The sequence below is a fragment of the Cupriavidus sp. KK10 genome (assembly GCF_018223725.1).
Taxonomy (GTDB): Bacteria; Pseudomonadota; Gammaproteobacteria; order Burkholderiales; family Burkholderiaceae; genus Cupriavidus; species Cupriavidus necator.
This window is the reverse complement of record NZ_CP073677.1, coordinates 5061552-5081049: the sequence shown is the minus strand read 5'-3', so window position 1 is coordinate 5081049 and position 19498 is coordinate 5061552. Positions and strand designations below refer to the sequence as shown.

Sequence of the window (19498 nt, the reverse complement as noted above, 5' to 3'; positions counted from 1 at the left end):
CCGAAGCGCTCATTATAGAGGGCGCGAGAATTTTGTCAAATAGTTTCCAGAAAAAATTGAATCAGAACAACTATCCGATCCCCAGCCGGGAAGAAATCCTGGGCGTGTTGAGAACGTCGGGATCCCCCCAGTCGGCCGGCGATATTGCCAAGGCCCTCTCCGTCACGCGCAAAGAGCATGACGGTTTTCAGAAGCGCCTGGCGGCCATGGAGCGCGACGGCCAGATCGAGCTGAACCGCAAGGGCCGCTATGAACTGGCCCATCAGCCGAACTTCGTCACCGGCCGGGTGCAGGGCCACCGCGACGGCTTTGGCTTCCTGATCCGCGACGACGGCGAAGACGACATCTTCCTGCCCGAGCGCGAACTGCAGAAGGCCATGCACAACGACCGCGCGCAGGTGCGCGTGGTCGGCTACGACCGGCGCGGGCGCCCCGAAGGGCAGATCGTCGAGATCATCGAGCGCGCCAACCGTTTTGTCATCGGCCGTCTGCTCAGTGAAGGCGGCGTGCTGGTGGTGGCGCCTGAAGACAAGCGCATCAGCCAGGACATCCTGATCCCGCCCAAGGCGCAGGGCAAGGCACGGGTGGGGCAGGTGGTCAGCGTCGAGCTGATCGAATTCCCCGACCGCTACGTGCAGCCGGTGGGCCGCGTGGTGGAGGTGCTAGGGGACATCGACGATCCCGGCATGGAGATCGAGATCGCCGTGCGCAAGTACGGCGTGCCGCATGCGTTCGCGCCGGCCGCCGCCCAGGAAGCCGCCGCGCTGCCCGACGAGGTGCGCCAGGCCGACCTGGACCACCGCATCGACCTGCGCGACATCCCCCTGGTGACCATCGACGGCGAAGACGCACGCGACTTCGACGATGCGGTCTATTGCGAGCCGGTCAAGATCGGTCGCGCCAAGGGCTGGCGCCTGATCGTGGCGATCGCCGATGTGTCGCACTATGTGCGCCCCGGCACGCCGCTGGACGCGGATGCGCTGGACCGGGCCACCTCGGTCTACTTCCCGCGCCGCGTGATCCCGATGCTGCCGGAGAAGCTGTCCAATGGGCTGTGCTCGCTCAATCCGCTCGTGGACCGGCTGTGCATGGTGTGCGATGCCGTGATCACCGCCAAGGGCGAACTCAAGGGCTATCAGTTCTACCCGGCCGTGATGCATTCGGCCGCGCGCCTGACCTACAACGAGGTCTGGTCGGTGCTGTCCAACACCAAGGGCCCCGAGGCGCACAAGCGCAGCGAGCTGGTGCCGCACCTACAGAACCTGTATGAGCTGTTCCAGGTCCTGCTCAAGGCACGGCGCGCGCGCGGCGCGATCGACTTCGACACCACCGAGACTTATATCGTCTGCAACGCGCAGGGCAAGATCGAGCAGATCCTGCCGCGCACGCGCAACGACGCGCACCGGCTGATCGAAGAGTGCATGCTGACCGCCAACGTATGCGCGGCCGACTTCCTCGAACGCTTCAAGCACCCGGCGCTGTACCGCATCCACGCGGGCCCCAGCGAAGAGAAGCTGAAGAACCTGCGCGACTTCCTGCGCACCGCCGGCCTGTCGCTGGGCGGCGGCGACAAGCCGCAGGCATCGGACTACGCCGAGGTGATGGACAAGATCAAGTCCCGTCCCGACGCGCCGATGCTGCAGACCATGCTGCTGCGCTCGATGCAGCAGGCGGTCTACAGCCCGGACAATATCGGCCACTTCGGCCTGGCGTACGAGGCCTACGCGCACTTCACCAGCCCGATCCGCCGCTACCCCGACCTGCTGGTGCACCGCGCGATCAAGGCGGTGCTGGCGCATACCAAGTACCAGCCGGCGTTTGCGCACGGGACCGAGCTGAATACCGCGATCTCGCCCAAGGCGCGCCGGCTGCAGGCCAAGGACGCCGAGCAGAAGGCAGAACTGACCGCGGCGCGCGCCAAGCGCAACGAGGCCATCTGGGACGAGCTCGGCCTGCACTGCTCGGCCAATGAGCGCCGCGCGGACGAGGCTTCGCGCGATGTCGAGGCCTGGCTCAAGTGCTACTTCATGCGCGACAAGCTGGGCAGCGACTACGCGGGCACCATCAGCGCCGTGACCTCGTTCGGCATCTTCGTGCAGCTCGACGAGCTGTATGTGGAAGGCCTGGTCCACGTGACCGAGCTGGGCAGCGACTACTTCCAGTACGACGAGGCCCGCAACGAGCTGCGCGGCGAGCGCACCGGCATCCGCTACCGCCTGACCGACCGCGTGCGCGTGCAGGTCTCGCGCGTGGACCTGGATGCGCGCAAGATCGACTTCCGCCTGGTGCAGGAGCCGTCGGCGAAAACCCTGCGCGCCCGCGCGGGGGGCACCGAGACCCAGCCGCGCGTGCCTGCCGCCCATGCGGTGCCGGCACGCAAGAAGGGCCGCCAGCTGGCGGCGCTGCTGGGCGGCTCGTCCAAGCCGGAAGAGTCATTCGACGAGACGCTGGACCGTGTGATCGAGGAGCAGCCGGTGTTCGAGGCGGTGATCACGCCGCTCAGGCCGCATGTGAAGACCGGCGGCAAGCCGGCCAAGCACGCGGCCAAGCCCAAGCCCTCGCACCTGGAGAAGCCGCGCAAGCCGGCCTCCAAGTCGCACCAGGCCAAGCCGGCGGGCAAGACGCCGGCCAAGAGCCCGCGCACCCCGCGCAAGCGCTGAAGCCCGCGGCGGCCGCCATGCCGCCGCCTCTCGCCGCCCGGCTGGCTGCCGGGGGCGAGAGGGCGAGTACAATCGCGCCATGGCTAAAAACAAACTCCTGATCGGCTTTCACGCCGTCACCGCACGCCTGCGCCAAGATGCCAAGGGCGTGACCGATGTCTATATCGAATCCGCCCGCCGCGACCGGCGCATGCAGGACTTCGTGCGCCTGGCCGAAAGCCTGGGCGTGCGCCTGCACCCGGTCGATGCCGAGCGCCTGCGCGGCATGGCCGGCACCGACCGCCACCAGGGCGTGGTGGCACGTGCCGAAGACGTGGCACTGGCGCTGAACCTGGATGAACTGCTCGACGGCATCGAAGGCACGCCGCTGCTGCTGGTGCTGGACGGCGTCACCGACCCCCACAACCTGGGCGCCTGCCTGCGCGTGGCCGACGGCGCCGGCGCGCATGCCGTGATCGCCCCCAAGGACCGCAGCGTCGGCCTCAATGCCACCGTGGCCAAGGTCGCCAGCGGCGCCGCCGAGACCGTGCCCTATATCACCGTCACCAACCTGGCCCGCACCCTGCGTGAACTGCAGGAACGCGGCATCTGGGTCATCGGCACCGCCGACGGCACCGAAAAATCGCTGTATGACATCGACTTCAAGGGCCCGACCGCGATCGTGATGGGCGCCGAAGGCGAGGGCATGCGTCGCCTCACGCGCGAAACCTGCGACGAGCTGGTCGGCATCCCGATGGCGGGTGGCGTGGAAAGCCTGAATGTCTCGGTCGCCAGCGGTGTATGCCTATACGAAGCCGTGCGCCAGCGGCGCCTGCCGCGATAAGTCCATGGCCGCTGATTCCGGTCTCCTTGAAATGCCGGGGCTTGAGGAAGCACGCCGGCTGATCGCGGCCGCCGGCAATATCTTCGTGCTGACCGGCGCCGGCATTTCCGCCGAATCCGGCGTGCCGACCTTCCGCGACGCGATGACCGGGCTGTGGGAACAGTTCGACCCGGAAGAGCTGGCCAGCGAGGACGCCTACCGCCGCCAGCCCGCTCTGGTCTGGGAGTGGTACGTGCACCGGCGCGAGCTGGTCGCAGCCGTGCATCCCAACCCGGCGCACCATGCGCTGGTCGCGCTGGCTGCGCAGAAACCTTTCACGCTGGTCACGCAGAACGTTGACGGCCTGCACCAGCGCGCCGGCAGCGCGGGCGTGATCGAACTGCACGGGAACCTGTTCGCCAACAAATGGCTGGACGGGTGCGGACGCTGCAACGAGGCGACCGCGCTGCCGGGCATGCCGCCGCGCTGTAACCTGTGCGGCGCGCTGATGCGTCCGGGCGTGGTGTGGTTCGGCGAGGACCTGCCGCGCGTGGCGCGCTACCGCGCCGAGCATGCGGCGCAACACTGCGACCTGTGCCTGGTGGTCGGCACCTCGGGGCTGGTCTATCCGGCGGCGGGGTTGCCGGGCCTGGCGCGCGAGCATGGCGCGCCGGTGATCGTGGTCAATCTGCAGCCATCGGCGCTGGACCAGACCGCGGATATCGTGCTGTCCGCCGCGGCGGGTGCGTGCCTGCCGCTGCTGTGGCCGCAGCTGGCGCCATCGGCCGGCTGAGCCTCGGGCCCGGGCGTTGCCGCCCGGGCCTGTCTTGCGCTGAACTGGCGCTTATTTTGCAATCCCGCCGATCAGCTTCTCCAGCTTGACCGCATCCGCCGCAAACAGGCGGATGCCTTCGGCCAGCTTTTCCGTCGCCATCGCATCCTCATTCAACTGCCAGCGGAAGGACGCCTCGTCGGCCGCGATGCGGGCGATATTGGCGGCCTGGGCCTGGTCCACCGACAGCTTGTGCGTCACCGGACCCTGGCCGGCGGCCAGCTGCTCGAGCAGCTCGGGGCTGATGGTCAGCAGGTCGCAGCCGGCCAGCGACAGGATCTGCGCGGTGCTGCGGAAGCTGGCGCCCATCACCTCGGTCGGGTAGCCGAACTTCTTGTAGTAGTCGTAGATCTGGCGCACCGAGCGCACGCCGGGGTCGTTGTCGCCGCCGTTGGCGGCCGCGTCCCATTGCTCGCCGGCCTGCTTCTTGTACCAGTCGAAGATGCGGCCGACGAAGGGCGAGATCAGCTGCGCGCCGGCCTCGGCGCACGCCACCGCCTGCACCAGCGAGAACAGCAGCGTCATGTTGCAGCGGATGCCGTCGCGCTGCAGGATCTCGGCCGCGCGGATGCCTTCCCAGGTGGAGGCGATCTTGATCAGCACGCGCTCGCGCGCGATGCCGCGCTGCTCGTACAGCTGGATCAGGTGGCGCGCCTTGGCCACGCTGGCCTCGGTGTCGAAGGACAGGCGCGCATCGACTTCGGTCGACACGCGGCCCGGCACGATCGCCAGGATCTCGCAGCCGAAGGCGATCAGCACGGCGTCCATCACCGCATCGACGCCGCCGTTGCCGTGGTGGTCACGCACGGCCTGCTCCAGCAGGTGGCGGTATTCGGGTTTCTGCACCGCCTTCAGGATCAGCGACGGATTGGTGGTCGCGTCCTGCGGGGTGTACTGCTTCATCAGCTGGAAGTCGCCGGTATCGGCCACCACCGTGGTGAACTGCCTGAGTTGTTCGAGCTGGTTCATGGTCGCTAGTTGGTCTGCTTGAGCGTCTGCAAAATCATTCGCGGGCATCAGGGGGGGCGCAGGTCGCACACGGGTCGCGCACCCGCCACCCCGGCCTGATCCATTGTACCGTCGCCCGCGTGACCTGCCGCCGCAATCCGCTACACTACGCGTTTCCCCCAACGCAATCTGGCTGTTGTCATGACTCAGGATGAACTCAAGGCGCTGGTCGCGCAAGCTGCCGCCGACTACGTGAAGCAGGAAGTGCCCGAAGGAGCAGTGCTCGGCGTGGGCACTGGCTCCACCGCCAATCTCTTCATTGACGCCGTGGCGGCATTCAAGGAGCGCTTCGCCGGTGCGGTGTCGAGCTCCGAGGCGTCCACGCGCCGCCTGCAGCAGCACGGCTTCAAGGTGCTGGACCTGAACGAGGTCGACGAGATCCCGGTGTATGTCGACGGCGCCGACGAGATCGACGCCAGCGGCGCCATGATCAAGGGCGGCGGCGGGGCGCTCACGCGCGAGAAGATCGTGGCCTCGGTCGCGAAGCGCTTTGTTTGCATCGCCGACGGCAGCAAGCTGGTCCAGACCATGGGCACCTTCCCGCTGCCGGTCGAGGTGATCCCGATGGCACGTGCCGCGGTGGCGCGCAAGCTGCAGGCCCTGGGTGGCCAGCCGCGCCTGCGCATGACCAAGGAAGGCGGCATCTACAAGACCGACAACGGCAATGTGATCCTGGACGTGGTCGGCCTGAAGATCGAAGACCCGCGCGGCCTGGAGCAGGCCGTCAACCAGGTGCCGGGCGTGGTCACGGTGGGCCTGTTCGCGCTGCGCGGCGCGGATGTGCTGCTGCTGGGCACCGGCGACGGCGTGCAGCGCACGGACTACTGAGCAAAGTCGTCCGCTACCAAGCAAAAGGGGTGCCTGAGGCACCCCTTTTGTCATTGGCCGGTCCGGTTCAGGACTGCGGCGGCACGTAGCCCTGGGCCTGGTCGGCGCCTTCGCCGAAGAAGTACTTCTCGGTCTGCTTGAGCAGGTACTGGCGCGCGCGCGCATCGGCCATGTTCAGGCGGTTTTCGTTGATCAGCATGGTCTGGTGCTTGAGCCAGCCAGCCCAGGCTTCCTTCGACACGCTTTGCCAGATCTTCTTGCCCAGTTCGCCGGGCAGCGGCGGGAAGTCGAGGCCTTCGGCTTCCTTGTTCAGCTTGATGCATTGGACCATGCGGGCCATGGGGACTCCTTGGTTTGTTTGTCAGGTGCTGAGGCGCTGGCGCTATTGTAGCCAAGCGGGGCCGCCAGCCGCGGCGCGGCGGCAATTGCCCCTACGGCGTCACAGTTTTTTCATCAGCACCATGGACTTGCGCTGCCAGTTGTAGAGCTTGCGCTTGTCCTCGGGCAGGTCGTCGACGTTGGCGTGGACGAAACCGCGCTTCAGGAACCAGTGTTCGGTGCGGGTGGTGAGCACGAACAGCTTCTCCAGGCCGAGCGCGCGGGCGCGGCGCTCGATGCGCTTGAGCAGGCGCTCGCCGTCGCCGGTGCCCTGGGCTTCCTGCGACACCGTCAGGCAGGCCATCTCGCCCATGTTCTCGCGCGGGTAGTCGTAGAGCGCCGCGCAGCCGAACAGCACGCCGTCGTGCTCGATCACCGAGAAGTTGGAGATATCGCGCTCGATCAGGTGGCGTCCGCGCGGCACCAGCGTGCCGTCCTGCTCCAGCGGGGCGATCAGCTGGACGATGCCGCCGACGTCATCGAGCGTGGCTTCGCGCAGGCTTTCCAGGTCGGTGTCGGACAGCATGGTGCCGACGCCGTCGTGCAGGAACAGTTCCAGCAGCACCGCGCCGTCGAGCGAATAGGGGATCAGGTGTGCACGCGGCACGCCGCCCTTGAGCGCCTTGACCAGGTGCTGCAGGTAGTTGGCCACGTCCGGCGGCAGGTGCTTGTTCTGCAGGCGCTCGACCGCGGTGCGCAGCGACATTTCCTGCATCATCTTGCCGACCGGGTCGGGCACGCCCGGCACTTCGGTGATGAAGATCAGCTTGTCGGCCTTGAGCGCGGTGGCGGTGGCGCTGGCCACGTCTTCCATCGACAGGTTGAAGGCCTGGCCGGTGGGCGAGAAGCCCAGCGGCGACAGCAGCACCACCTTGCCGTGCGACAGCGACATGCGCACGGACTCGGCGTCGATCTTGCGCACCAGGCCGGTGTGCTGGTAGTCGGTGCCGTTGACGATGCCGACCGGGCGGGCAGTCACAAAGTTGCCGGAGATCACCGACAGCTGGGCGCCGGCCATCGGCGTATTGGGCAGGCCCTGGCTGAAGGCGGCCTCGATGTCCAGGCGCAGCTCGCCGGCGGCCTCCTTGGCACATTCGAGCGCGGCGTTGTCGGTGACGCGCACGCCATCGACGAACTGTGACTCGACATGGCGCAGCGCCAGCTGTTCTTCCACCTGCGGGCGCGAGCCGTGCACCAGCACGATCTGCATGCCCATGGCGTGCAGCAGCGCGACATCGTTGACCAGCGCATTGAGCACGCCCGACTTGACCAGTTCGCCGGCGAAGGCGATCACAAAGGTCTTGCCGCGGAAGGCATGGATATACGGCGCCACCATGCGCAGCCAGTCGACGAACTGCTGGTGGTCGGGGCCGCTGCGCTCGGGGTCGGCCGCCGTGGGCGCCGGGACGGCGGGCACGGGGGAGGTCGGGGCAGGCGCGGGGAATTCAGCCGCAGGCGGCTCCGCCGGCACGGGGGCGGCGGGTGAGGAGGCAGGCGCCGTCTGCGGCGCGTCGGTTCTGGCGTTCATCCCGCGGATTATAATCCCGGCCAATGTCAGAACAACGCCCCGTCAAGCCTAAACCACCCGCCGCGCCGAGCCAGCGCGCCGGTGCCGGTCAGTCCGCCTCCCCAACCCAGTCCCGGCCGGCCCCAGGCCCGGTCAGGAAGTCGGACGTCCGTCCGCAGCCAGCCGCTGCCCGGCCGGCCGGTGAGGCCGGGCAGCGCCCGCCACGCGGTCCCCGCGAGCCGCGGCCGCCGCGTGCGCCAAGGCCGGTCAACCCGCTGCCGCCCATCACCTTCCCGGAGGCCCTGCCGGTCTCCGGCCGTCGCGACGAGATCGCCGCGGCGCTGCTGGCCAACCAGGTGGTGATCGTCTCGGGCGAGACCGGCTCGGGCAAGACCACCCAGCTGCCCAAGATCTGCCTGTCGATCGGGCGCGGCCCGGGGCGCGAGGGTGGGGGGCTGATCGGCCACACCCAGCCGCGGCGCATCGCCGCGACCTCGACCGCCAAGCGCATCGCGCAGGAAATCGGCACGCCGCTGGGCGAGCACGTGGGCTACCAGGTGCGTTTCAATGACACCATGTCGTCGGGGGCGTCGGTCAAGCTGATGACCGACGGCATCCTGCTGGCCGAGACCCAGAACGATCCGCTGCTGCGCGCCTATGACACGCTGATCATCGATGAGGCGCACGAGCGCAGCCTGAACATCGACTTCCTGATCGGCTACCTGCGCCAGATCCTGCCAAAGCGCCCGGACCTGAAGGTGATCATCACCTCGGCCACCATCGATGCCCAGCGCTTTGCCCAGCATTTCGCCGCGGGCGACAAGCCGGCGCCGGTGATCGAGGTCAGCGGCCGCTTGTACCCGGTGGAAGTGCGCTACCGTCCGATCACCGAGGACGTGCCCGCCGGCGCGCCGCGCAGCCCGCAGGCACGCGAGCGCGACCTGTACGATGGCATTGTCGAGGCCGTCGACGAGCTGTGCCGCGTCGGCCCCGGCGATGTGCTGGTCTTCCTGCCCGGCGAGCGCGAGATCCGCGAAGCCGCCGAGGCGCTGCGCAAGCACCACCCGCCGCATACCGAGATCCTGCCGCTGTTTGCGCGGCTGTCGGTGCAGGAGCAGGAGCGGGTGTTCAAGCCGTCCAACGCACGGCGCATCGTGCTGGCGACCAACGTCGCCGAAACCTCGCTGACGGTGCCGGGCATCCGCTACGTGGTCGATACCGGGCTGGCGCGGGTCAAGCGCTACTCGTACCGCAACAAGGTCGAGCAACTGCAGGTCGAGTCGATCTCGCAGGCCGCTGCCAACCAGCGCGCCGGCCGTTGCGGTCGGGTTGCCAACGGCGTGTGCATCCGGCTGTATGAGGAGTCCGATTTCACCGGCCGTCCGCGCTTTACCGACCCCGAGATCCTGCGCTCGTCGCTGGCCGCGGTGATCCTGCGCATGAAGGCGCTGCGGCTGACCGAGATCGAGTCGTTCCCGTTTATCGAGCCGCCGCTGGGCCGCGCCGTCGCGGACGGCTACCAGCTGCTGCAGGAACTGGGCGCGGTCGACGACGCCAACCAGCTTACCGGCACCGGGCGCCAGCTGGCCAAGCTGCCGCTGGACCCGCGCGTGGCGCGCATGATCCTGGCCGCGCGCGAGCACCAGTGCCTGCGCGAGGTGCTGGTCATCGCCAGCGCGCTGTCGGTGCAGGACCCGCGCGACCGCCCGCAGGAGGCGCAGGAAGCCGCCGATCAGGCGCATCGCAAGTTCATGGACGAGAAGTCCGAGTTCCTGGGCTGGGTCAGGCTGTGGAAGTGGTTCGAGGATGCGGTCGCGCACAAGAAGTCCAACCGCCAGCTGCAGGACCAGTGCCGCGCCCACTTCCTGTCGCACCTGCGGCTGCGCGAGTGGCGCGACGTGCATTCGCAGCTGCTGACCACGGTGACCGAGCAGGGCTGGCGCTTGAATGACAGCGAGCCCACCTATGAGCAGGTGCACAAGGCGCTGCTGACTGGCCTGCTGGGCAATGTCGGCTGCCGCATCGAGGATGGCGACGGCAAGGGCCGCGAATACCTGGGCGCGCGCGGCATCAAGTTCCACCTGTGGCCGGGCTCGCTGATCGCGCGCAAGGTCGGGCGCTGGATTGTCGCGGCCGAGCTGGTCGAGACCAGCCGGCTGTTCGCGCGCACGCTGGCGCGCATCGAGCCGGAATGGCTGGAACAGGTGGGCCGCCACCTGCTCAAGGTCAGCTGGAGCGATCCGCACTGGGAAAAGAAGGCGGGCCAGGTACTGGCGCTGGAACGCGCCACGCTGTACGGGCTGGTGGTCTACCAGCACCGCCGCGTGCATTACGGCCCGATGAACCCGCAGGAAGCGCGCGAGATCTTTATCCGCCGCGCGCTTGTCGAGGGCGAGTTCGATACGCGCCTGCCGTTCTATGCGCACAACCAGCGCCTGGTGCGCGAGATCGAGAACCTGGAGCACAAGTCGCGCCGCCAGGACGTGCTGGTCGACGACGAACTGATCTACGCCTTCTACGATCGCGCGATTCCCGCCGACATCTGCCAGCAGGCCACCTTCGAGCAGTGGTACCAGGCCGAGAGCGTCAGGGACCGCAAGCTGCTGTACCTGAACCGCGACGAGCTGATGCGGCACGAGGCGGCCGGCATCACCACCGACCTGTTCCCCAAGACCATGAACGTGGCCGGGGTGGGCATGGGGCTGACCTACCACTTCGAGCCAGGCAGCCACCGCGACGGCGTGACCCTGACCGTGCCGCTGTACGCACTCAACCAGGTGCGCCAGGAGCGCGCCGACTGGCTGGTGCCGGGCATGATCAGGGAGAAGGTGCACCTGCTGCTCAAGTCGCTGCCGCAGAAGCTGCGCCGCCACTGTGTACCGCTGCCGGAGTATGCCGCGGGCTTTGTCGCGCGCCAGCCGCTTGGCGAGGGCGAGCTGCTGGATGTGCTGATTGCCGATATCCGCGAGCAGACCGGCACCATGGTCAAGCGGGCCGACTTCAAGCTGGAAACGCTGCCCGCGCACCATACGATGAACTTCAAGGTGGTCGACGAGCACGGCCGCCAGCTTGAGATGGGCCGCAACCTGGCCCAGTTGCGCGCCGAGCTGGGCGGGCAGGCGCAGCAGTCGTTCCAGCGGGTGGCCGCGCAAGCCGCGGCACAGGCGGCAACCCTGGCCCCGGAGCAGGCGGCGCCGCTGGCCGCGGCCGAGCCCGGCAAGTACGAGGGCCTGACCGGGTGGACCTTCGGTGAGCTGCCCGAGCTGCTGGAGATCCGCAAGGGCAGCCAGACCCTGTTCGGCTACCCCGCGCTGGTCGACCGCGGCACGCACTGCGACGTGGAAGTCTTCGACGACCCGCAGGAAGCCGCCCGCGTCCACCACCTGGGGCTGCGCCGGCTGTTTGCGCTGCAGCTGCGCGAGCAGGTCAAGTTCATCGAGAAGAACATCCCGGGCCTGCAGCAGATGGCGATGCAGTACATGACGCTGGGCACGCAGGAGATGCTGCGCGAGCAGATCGTGATGCTGGCGCTGGAGCGTGCCTGCATGCAGGCGCCGCTGCCGCGCAACGAGGCCGAGTTCAATGCGCGCAAGGACGAGGGCCGCACCCGGCTGTCGCTGCTGGCGCAGGAGATCGCGCGGCTGGTGGGGACCATCCTGGCCGAGTACGCCGGGCTGCCGCGCAAGCTGCTGCAGGCCAAGCCGTTCGCCGGGCCCCATGCGGACATGGAAGCGCAGCTCGGGCGGCTGATGGGCAAGCGCTTTGTCGACGAGACCCCGTACACGCAGCTGGTCCATTTCCCGCGCTACCTGAAGGGCATCGCCATGCGGGTGGACAAGCTCAAGGGCGACCCGGCGCGCGACACGCAGCGCACGCAGGAGATGGCGCCGCTGGTGCAGCAGTGGCAGCGGGCCGAAAAGCAGCTGCGCACCCAGGGCCGCGGCGGCGAGGACGCGCGGCTGGAGGAATTCCGCTGGATGCTGGAGGAGCTGCGCATCGCGCTGTTCGCCCAGGAGCTGCGTACACCGGTGCCGATGTCGGTCAAGCGGCTGCAGAAAGTGTGGGAATCGATGCAGCGCTGAGCGCCGGCGCGGGGCGGAATGCCGGGGCGAACCGCAAATGGTCGCTCCGGCGCAACAATCTGCCAAAATCTTGATGGGCATCAGTCGGGCTGTCAGCGGATTCTCATGCTCAACCGTTAGAATCGCCGGTTCAGTCTTCTTCTGGCGGGTTTTATGTTTGCGCTGCAGTTCGCATTGCGTCGTGTTGTAGCTGGTGGTTTCACGGTGGGCGCCCTGGCGCTGGGCCTGCTGGCCGCACCGGCATCGGCGGAAGTGGTGGTGATTCTGAATTCGGGTGATGCAACCGTCACGCTGATCGACAAGGATACCCAGAAGGTGCTGGAGACCTTCCCGATCGGCAAGGAACCGCACCACCTGATCGCCACGCCAGACGACAAGTCGCTGATCATTGCCAACGCGGTCGGCAATGACCTGGTGTTCCTGGACCCGGTCTCGGGCAAGGTCCAGCAGCGCGTGCCCAATGTCGACGACCCGTACCAGATCGGCTTCTCGCCGGATCAGAAGTGGTTTGTCGCCACCGGCAACCGGCTCGACCGTGTCGACCTCTACCGCTGGGACGGCAAGGCGCTGAAGCTGGCCAAGCAGTTCCCGCTGGCCAAGACCCCGAGCCATATCGCCTTTACCGCCGACAGCCGCATCGCCTTCATCACGCTGCAGGACTCCAATGAGGTGGTAGCCATCGACCTGGTCACGCAGAACGTGATGTGGCGCATGGAAACCGGCTCGGCGCCGGCGGGCATCTGGGTCACGCCGGACCAGAAATACCTGCTGGTCGGCATGACCGGGGCCGACTACGTGGCCGTGATCGACTGGCGCACGCGCACGGTGGTCAAGCAGATCCAGACCGGCAAGGGCGCGCACAACTTCCGCGCGGTCGGCGACAAGCGCCATCTGTTCCTCAGCAACCGGGTCACCGGCAGCATCAGCATCATCGACCAGCAGACGCTGACCAAGGTCGGCGATATCACCGGCCTGCCGCCGGGCCCGGACGACATGGAGCTGACCGCCGACGGCAAGACGCTGTGGGTAACCTTCCGCTGGGCGCGCTCGGTCGGCCTGGTCGACGTGGCCAGCCGCAAGCTGGTCAAGACCGTGCGCGTCGGGCGCTCGCCGCACGGCATCTATTTCCGCACGCGCGCGCCGCTGTATTGACCAGGCAGGGCAGGGACCATGGACGACACCAGGGCATCGCGATCCGGACGGCTGGGCAAGCTGCTGGCCGCGCTGGCGCTTGCCTGCGGCCTGCCGTCCGCGCTGCAGGCGGCTGATGCCGCCCAGCCTGCCGCCAAGGCGTGCCCGGCCGGCACGCTCTACCTGACCTTCGACACCGGCAGCATGAGCCAGGCGCAGCTGATCGCCGACACGCTGCGCCGCCACCATATCCGCGCCACCTTCTTCCTGGCCAATGAGCCGACCGTGCGCCAGGACAGCTCGCTGGACCCAGCCTGGGCGCCATACTGGAAGACGCTGGTGGCCGACGGCCACGCCTTCGGCACGCATACCTTCGACCATGTCTACCTGCGCAGCGTGCGCGCCGGCCATGTGACCATGCGGCCGCAGTTCGGCGCGCAGGCGGGCAAGGACATGGCCATGGACGCGGTCGGCTTCTGCCAGGAGCTGCGGCGCAGCGCCGACGCTTTCCATGCCATGACCGGCGCCGCCATGGTGCCGCTGTGGCGCGCCCCGGGCGGGCGCACCGCACCGCAGACGGTGCAATGGGCCGAGCAGTGCGGCTTCCGCCACGTCGGCTGGGCGCCGGCGGGGTTCCTGGGCGATGAGCTGTCGTCCGACCGCTATCCCAACGCGGCGCTGCTGGAGCGCGCGCTGGCCAACCTGCGCGACGGCGATATCACCATGGCGCACCTGGGCATCTGGTCGCGCAAGGATCCGTGGGCGCCTGGCGTGCTGGAGCCGCTGCTCGCCGGTCTTGAGCGCAAGGGATTCTGTTTCGCGACGCTGCGCGAGCACCCGGCCTACCGCGACTGGATCGCCATGCCGCAGGCGGTGGGACAAAAGGAGGGCAGGCGGTAATGTGGGAGACGCTGAACGGCTGGATCGGCCAGGTTGAGGGCACGCTGTTCCAGGACGTGGTGCTGCCCGTGGTCTACGACCTCGGGTTTGGCCGCTATGCCGAGGAAGCCTTCACCGGCACCGAATGGCTGCTGGTGGGCCTGGTGCAGATCGTGGTGATGGCATTGATCCTGGGGCCGCTGGAGAAATGGCGCCCGGTCGAGCCGGTATCCGACCGCGCCGCCATCCGCACCGATATCTTCTACACGGTGATCCACCGGCTCGGGCTGTTCCGGCTGGCCATGTTCTTCCTGCTGGCGCCGCTGACCGACGCCCTGGAAGGCGACCTGCGGCTGATGGGCTGGCACCGCATCAATGTGGAAGACTGGTGGCCGGGCGTGACCTCGGTGCCGCTGGTCAGCTTCTTTGTCTACCTGCTGCTGTTCGACATCCTCGACTACTGGTACCACCGGCTGTCGCATTCGTTCCGCTGGTGGTGGCACCTGCATGCGGTGCACCACAGCCAGCGCCAGATGACGCTGTGGAGCGACAACCGCAACCACCTGCTGGACGACATGCTGCGCGATCTGGTGTTCGCGCTGGTGGCGCTGGGCGTGGGCGTGGAGCCGTCGCAGTACGTGCTGCTGGTGGCGTTGTCGCAGCTGCTGCAGAGCCTGCAGCATGCCAATGTGCGGCTGAACTTCGGCGCCATCGGCGAGCGGCTGCTGATCTCGCCGCGCTTTCACCGCACCCACCACGCCGTGGGCATCGGCCATGAGGCCGAAGGCGCACCGTCCAGGCTGGGCGGCTGCAACTACGGCGTGATCTTCCCGTGGTGGGACATGCTGTTCGGCACCGCGGTCTTCACCGAGACCTACCATCCGACCGGCATCCGCGACCAGCTGCCGCCGCCGCTGGGCAAGGGCCACGACTACGGTGCGGGCTTCCTGGCGCATCAGTGGTACGGCATCAAGCGGCTGCTGCGGCTGCGCTGAACCAGCGGGTCTGGAGGCAGTCCGCCGCGGCGGCAAGTGGCGTATGCTAGTGTTTCGGGTTGCCGCCGGTCCGGCCCAGTCGGACTTCTGCCGCGCCCGGCGCCTTTCCTCCTGTTTGCCTTCGACTGCATGAACGATATCTTCCGCTCGTTTGGCCGCGCGCTGGTCAGCCAGCTGCATCCCCGCATGCTGATGCTGACCGTGCTGCCTTTCGTCCTGGCCACGCTGCTGTGGGGCGGCCTGCTCTGGTGGGGCTGGGACCCCATCATGGGCGCCACGCGCAGCTTCCTGGAAACCTCCATCCTGACCAGCTGGATCTACAGCGCGCTCGACTGGTTCGGCCTGCAATCGATGCGCGCCATCGTGGCGCCGCTGTTCGTGGCGGCGTTGGCGATCCCGCTGGTGATTGCCTCGATGCTGATGTTTATCGGCGTGTTCTCGGTGCCGGCGGTGGTGCGCCACCTGGAGCGCAGCTACCCGGACCTGGCCAAGGCCCATGGCGGCAGCATCCTGGGCAGCGTGTTCCAGTCGCTGGGCAGCACGCTGGTGTTCCTGGTGCTGGTGCTGGTGACGCTGCCGCTGTGGCTGATCCCGCCGTTCTTTGCGCTGATCCCGCCGGTGCTGTGGGGCTGGCTGACCTACCGCGTGATGACGTATGACGCGCTCGCCGACCACGCCAGCGCCGAAGAGCGCAAGACGCTGGTGCGGCGTCATCGCACGCCGCTGCTGGTGATCGGGGTGGCGGTCGGGCTGCTGGGCTCGGCGCCGACGCTGCTGTGGGTGTCGTCGGCGGCAGTGATCTTCCTGTTCCCGTTCGTGCTGGCCGGCACGCTGTGGCTCTATGTGCTGATCTTTATCTTCTCGGCGCTGTGGTTCGGCCACTTCTGCCTGCGCGCGCTGGCGCAGCTGCGGGCCGAGCGCGCGGCGGTGCCGGCCCAGCCGCCGGCGCCTCAGCCGGGCAAGCCGGCGCCTGACGGCGACGTCATCGACCTGGCGCCGACCGACGTACGCCGCATCGAAAATTCCTGAAGCGAGGGCAATATGGGTTTTGGCCTGATCGTCATTGGCGACGAGATCCTGTCGGGGCGGCGTGAAGACAAGCATCTGCGCCGCACCATCGAACTGCTGGGCGCGCGCGGCCTGGCGCTGGACTGGGCCGAATACGTCGGCGACGACCGCGCCCGCATCACCGCCACGCTGCGGCGCACGCTGGCCGGCCCGGACGTGGTGTTCTGCACCGGCGGCATCGGCGCCACGCCGGACGATCACACCCGCCAGTGCGTGGCCGCGGCGCTGGGCGTGCCGCTGGTGCTGCATCCCGAGGCGCGCGAGCTGATCGCGCTGCGCATTGCCGAGACCGCCGGCGGAGACCCGGTCAAGGCCGACCTGAACCTGCCGGAAAACCAGCACCGCTTCAAGATGGGCGAGTTCCCCGAGGGCGCGCGCATCATCCCCAACAGCTACAACCGCATCCCGGGCTTTTCGGTCGGTCACCACCACTTCATGCCGGGATTTCCGGTGATGGCATGGCCTATGATGGAATGGGTGCTGGACCACGACTATGCGCACCTGTTCCACCAGGTGCAGCAGCAGGAGCGGGCCTTCTACGTGTTCGAAGCGCCGGAGTCCACGCTGACGCCGCTGATGGAGAAGGTCGAAGCGGCGCATCCGGGCATCCGCGTGTTCAGCCTGCCGTCGGTCGGCGACGTGCAGCGCGGCGACCGCTTCGCGCGCCGCCATATCGACCTGGGGGTCAAGGGCCCGGCCGATCTGCTGGCGCCGGCCTATGCGATGCTGCTCGAAGGCGTGCAGGCGATGGGGTTCGAGACCGTGGAGCAGCCGCCGCGCGAAGCGGCGCAGGCTTAAGGCGCCACGGGTCGCAAAAAGAAGAAGGGGCAGCCTTGGCTGCCCCTTCTCTCATTCTGGCCCGACCGCGATCAGGCGCCGTGCCACGGCAGTCCGCGCACGCACCAGCCTTCAACAGTCTTGCGGTGGTGGTGGTCATCGCGGTTGCCCTCGAAGCCTTCCAGCACATCCATGGCGAAGTGGTAGCCGGCTTCAGTGGCCACGCGCGCGGCGTGCTTGGAGCGCGCCGCGCTGCGGCACAGGAACAGCACCGGCACGTCGGCCGGCACGCGTGCCCTCAGCTCTTCGACAAAGCGGGCATTCTGCGCGCCGCCCGGATAGGACATCCATTCGACGTGGGCGAACTGCGCGTCGGGCACGTCTACGCCACCGACCCAATCCAGCTCGGCCTGGGTGCGCACGTCGACCAGCACGGCGGAAGGATCGTTCTGCAGCAGCGCAAAGGCTTCCTGCGGCGACAGCGCGCCGAAATACGGGAGCTGGTTCTGTTGCTGGCGCTGGCGGGCGGCCTGGAGGAGATCGTCTCGGGTGGTCATCTGCGTGACAAATTTGAGGAATGAAATGGAGGCGGCAAGACCGCAACACACTATTCTATAGCGCCGGGCCGGTTCGAAACCTGATTGCCGGCTGTCGGGGCGCCCGATGACTCTTTTTGGTGCGCACGCACTGTTACAGTGCGGCGTCTTGCTGAATGCACCATTATGGTGTTTCATTAGGAGGCGCTACACAAAAGTGCGTGTAACCGGTGCGCCACTCGGCAGCGGAGCAGCTGCTTGCACGACCGGACACTGACGCCGCCGCGGTGCGCGGTTCGCCGACGTTGCACATTTTTCGGGCTGCCGGTGGCAGTGGGGCGTTTGCATGGCACGCTTTCTGCTAACATTCCTCGTCCTTTCGTGGCTGGTCGGGACGGCGCGGCAGAGTATGCATCGGCGCCGGTGACGACAGGCCCAAGAATTGGCTTTCTCAGACTTCCGCCGAATATCCAGGAGATTGGCATGGCCCACAGCGTTGCAGACGTGATGAAGCTTGTGAAGGAAAACGACGTCAAGTTCGTCGATTTCCGTTTCACCGATACCAAAGGCAAGGAGCAACACGTGTCCGTGCCCGTGTCGCACTTCGATGAAGACAAGTTCGAAAGCGGCCACGCCTTCGATGGTTCGTCGATTGCCGGCTGGAAGGGTATCGAAGCTTCGGACATGCTGCTGATGCCCGATTCGAACACGGCCCACATCGACCCGTTCTACGAAGAGCCGACGCTGGTGCTGTCCTGCGACGTGGTCGAGCCGTCGGACGGCAAGGGCTATGACCGCGACCCGCGTTCCATCGCCAAGCGCGCCGAAGCCTACCTGAAGAGCACCGGCCTGGGCGACACCGCCTTCTTTGGCCCGGAACCCGAGTTCTTCATCTTCGACGGCGTGACCTGGAACGTCGACATGCAAGGCTGCTTCGTGAAGATCCACTCCGAAGAAGCCCCGTGGTCGTCGGCCAAGGAATTCGAGCACGGCAACAGCGGCCACCGTCCGGGCAAGAAGGGCGGCTACTTCCCGGTCGCCCCGATCGACACCTTCCAGGACATGCGTTCGGAAATGTGCCTGATCCTGGAATCGCTGGGCATCCCCGTTGAGGTCCACCACCACGAAGTGGCTGGCCAGGGCCAGAACGAAATCGGCACCCGTTTCAGCACGCTGGTGCAGCGCGCCGACTGGACCCAGATGCAGAAGTACGTGATCCAGAACGTCGCCCACACCTACGGCAAGACCGCCACCTTCATGCCGAAGCCGATCGTTGGCGACAACGGTTCGGGCATGCACGTGCACCAGTCCGTGTGGAAGGACGGCCAGAACCTGTTCGCGGGCAACGGCTACGCCGGCCTGTCGGAATTCGCGCTGTACTACATCGGCGGCATCATCAAGCACGCCCGCGCCCTGAACGCCATCACCAACCCGGGCACGAACTCGTACAAGCGCCTGGTGCCGGGCTTCGAGGCTCCGGTGAAGCTGGCCTACTCGGCCCGCAATCGCTCGGCTTCGATCCGCATCCCGTATGTCGCCAACCCGAAGGGCCGCCGCATCGAGACCCGCTTCCCGGATCCGCTGATGAACCCGTACCTGGGCTTCTCGGCGCTGCTGATGGCCGGCCTGGACGGCGTGATGAACAAGATCCACCCGGGCGAAGCTGCCGACAAGAACCTGTACGACCTGCCGCCGGAAGAGGATGCAAAGATCCCGACCGTGTGCTCGAGCCTGGACCAGGCGCTTGAGTACCTGGACAACGACCGCGAGTTCCTGACCCGCGGCGGCGTGTTCTCGAACTCGATGATCGATGCCTACATCGAACTGAAGATGGAAGAAGTCACGCGTTTCCGCATGACGACGCACCCGGTCGAGTTCGAGATGTACTACTCGCTGTAAGCGGCCCTTGCCCGGGAATGACGCAGGTTGTGACCGGGCAACAGTTGCACTAGAAAGGGGCGGCTTCGGCTGCCCCTTTCTGCTTTGCTCGCTAGAATGGGGAATCGTGTTCCACC

The 19498-nt window shown here is 67.4% G+C and carries 15 protein-coding genes; 11 read left to right on the top strand and 4 right to left on the bottom strand.

All coding sequences use genetic code 11. The annotated features are described in order from the left end of the window. Nucleotides 1-56: 56 nt before the first annotated feature. From rnr to KB879_RS23640, 3 genes are all read left to right on the top strand, one after another. Nucleotides 57-2660, top strand: a complete 2604-nt coding sequence (gene rnr, locus KB879_RS23650) for a ribonuclease R (RefSeq protein WP_041227994.1) — start codon at nucleotides 57-59, stop codon at nucleotides 2658-2660. A gap of 79 nt (nucleotides 2661-2739) precedes the next feature. Beyond that, nucleotides 2740-3483, top strand: coding sequence for a 23S rRNA (guanosine(2251)-2'-O)-methyltransferase RlmB (rlmB, locus tag KB879_RS23645; RefSeq protein WP_010809441.1), 744 nt, complete (start codon nucleotides 2740-2742; stop codon nucleotides 3481-3483). Nucleotides 3484-3487: 4 nt separating this feature from the next. Then, nucleotides 3488-4255, top strand: coding sequence for an NAD-dependent deacylase (locus KB879_RS23640; protein ID WP_049800565.1), 768 nt, complete (start codon nucleotides 3488-3490; stop codon nucleotides 4253-4255). 51 nt (nucleotides 4256-4306) lie between these two features. Here KB879_RS23640 and tal read toward each other — a convergent pair whose 3' ends face one another. After that, entirely contained in the window at nucleotides 4307-5263 is a 957-nt protein-coding gene (gene tal, locus KB879_RS23635) for a transaldolase (protein ID WP_013957205.1), read from the bottom strand. 180 nt (nucleotides 5264-5443) lie between these two features. Here tal and rpiA point away from each other — a divergent pair, with 180 nt between their 5' ends. Continuing rightward, on the top strand, nucleotides 5444-6130 hold the full coding sequence (gene rpiA / locus KB879_RS23630; RefSeq protein WP_013957204.1) for a ribose-5-phosphate isomerase RpiA: 687 nt from the start codon (nucleotides 5444-5446) through the stop codon (nucleotides 6128-6130). Nucleotides 6131-6197: 67 nt separating this feature from the next. On the opposite strand, the gene KB879_RS23625 is transcribed toward rpiA, so the two are convergent. Together KB879_RS23625 and argA are read right to left on the bottom strand one after the other, a co-directional pair. After that, nucleotides 6198-6470 carry an oxidative damage protection protein gene (locus KB879_RS23625; RefSeq protein ID WP_010809445.1) on the bottom strand — a complete coding sequence of 91 codons (273 nt, stop codon included), beginning with the start codon at nucleotides 6468-6470 and terminating at the stop codon, nucleotides 6198-6200. 99 nt (nucleotides 6471-6569) lie between these two features. Continuing rightward, nucleotides 6570-8036, bottom strand: a complete 1467-nt coding sequence (gene argA, locus KB879_RS23620) for an amino-acid N-acetyltransferase (protein ID WP_013957203.1) — start codon at nucleotides 8034-8036, stop codon at nucleotides 6570-6572. 23 nt (nucleotides 8037-8059) lie between these two features. Between argA and hrpA the strand changes: the two genes are divergently transcribed. From hrpA to KB879_RS23590, 6 genes are all read left to right on the top strand, one after another. Then, nucleotides 8060-12097: an ATP-dependent RNA helicase HrpA gene (gene hrpA, locus KB879_RS23615; RefSeq protein WP_153953629.1), complete on the top strand. Its 4038-nt coding sequence runs from the start codon at nucleotides 8060-8062 to the stop codon at nucleotides 12095-12097. A 153-nt stretch (nucleotides 12098-12250) separates the two neighbouring features. Continuing rightward, entirely contained in the window at nucleotides 12251-13249 is a 999-nt protein-coding gene (locus KB879_RS23610) for a cytochrome D1 domain-containing protein (protein ID WP_153953628.1), read from the top strand. A gap of 18 nt (nucleotides 13250-13267) precedes the next feature. Further along, nucleotides 13268-14128: a polysaccharide deacetylase family protein gene (locus tag KB879_RS23605; protein WP_013957200.1), complete on the top strand. Its 861-nt coding sequence runs from the start codon at nucleotides 13268-13270 to the stop codon at nucleotides 14126-14128. Further along, nucleotides 14128-15102, top strand: a complete 975-nt coding sequence (locus KB879_RS23600; RefSeq protein ID WP_013957199.1) for a sterol desaturase family protein — start codon at nucleotides 14128-14130, stop codon at nucleotides 15100-15102. The genes KB879_RS23605 and KB879_RS23600 overlap by 1 nt, the downstream gene beginning before the upstream one ends. 129 nt (nucleotides 15103-15231) lie before the next feature. Then, nucleotides 15232-16131: an EI24 domain-containing protein gene (locus KB879_RS23595; protein WP_013957198.1), complete on the top strand. Its 900-nt coding sequence runs from the start codon at nucleotides 15232-15234 to the stop codon at nucleotides 16129-16131. Nucleotides 16132-16143: 12 nt separating this feature from the next. Next, complete coding sequence (locus KB879_RS23590) at nucleotides 16144-16968, top strand: molybdopterin-binding protein (protein ID WP_013957197.1); 825 nt, start codon at nucleotides 16144-16146, stop codon at nucleotides 16966-16968. A gap of 71 nt (nucleotides 16969-17039) precedes the next feature. Here the strand turns inward: KB879_RS23590 and KB879_RS23585 are convergent, their stop codons facing one another. Beyond that, the gene (locus tag KB879_RS23585) at nucleotides 17040-17504 is read right to left on the bottom strand and encodes a rhodanese-like domain-containing protein (protein ID WP_010809453.1); all 465 of its coding nucleotides are present in this window, start codon (nucleotides 17502-17504) and stop codon (nucleotides 17040-17042) included. Between the two features lie 462 nt (nucleotides 17505-17966). On the opposite strand from KB879_RS23585, the gene KB879_RS23580 reads away from it, so the two are divergent. Beyond that, nucleotides 17967-19382 (top strand): 3-hydroxylaminophenol mutase, encoded by a 1416-nt coding sequence (locus tag KB879_RS23580; RefSeq protein ID WP_010809454.1) that lies wholly within the window; start codon nucleotides 17967-17969, stop codon nucleotides 19380-19382. The last annotated feature ends 116 nt before the right edge of the window (nucleotides 19383-19498 follow it).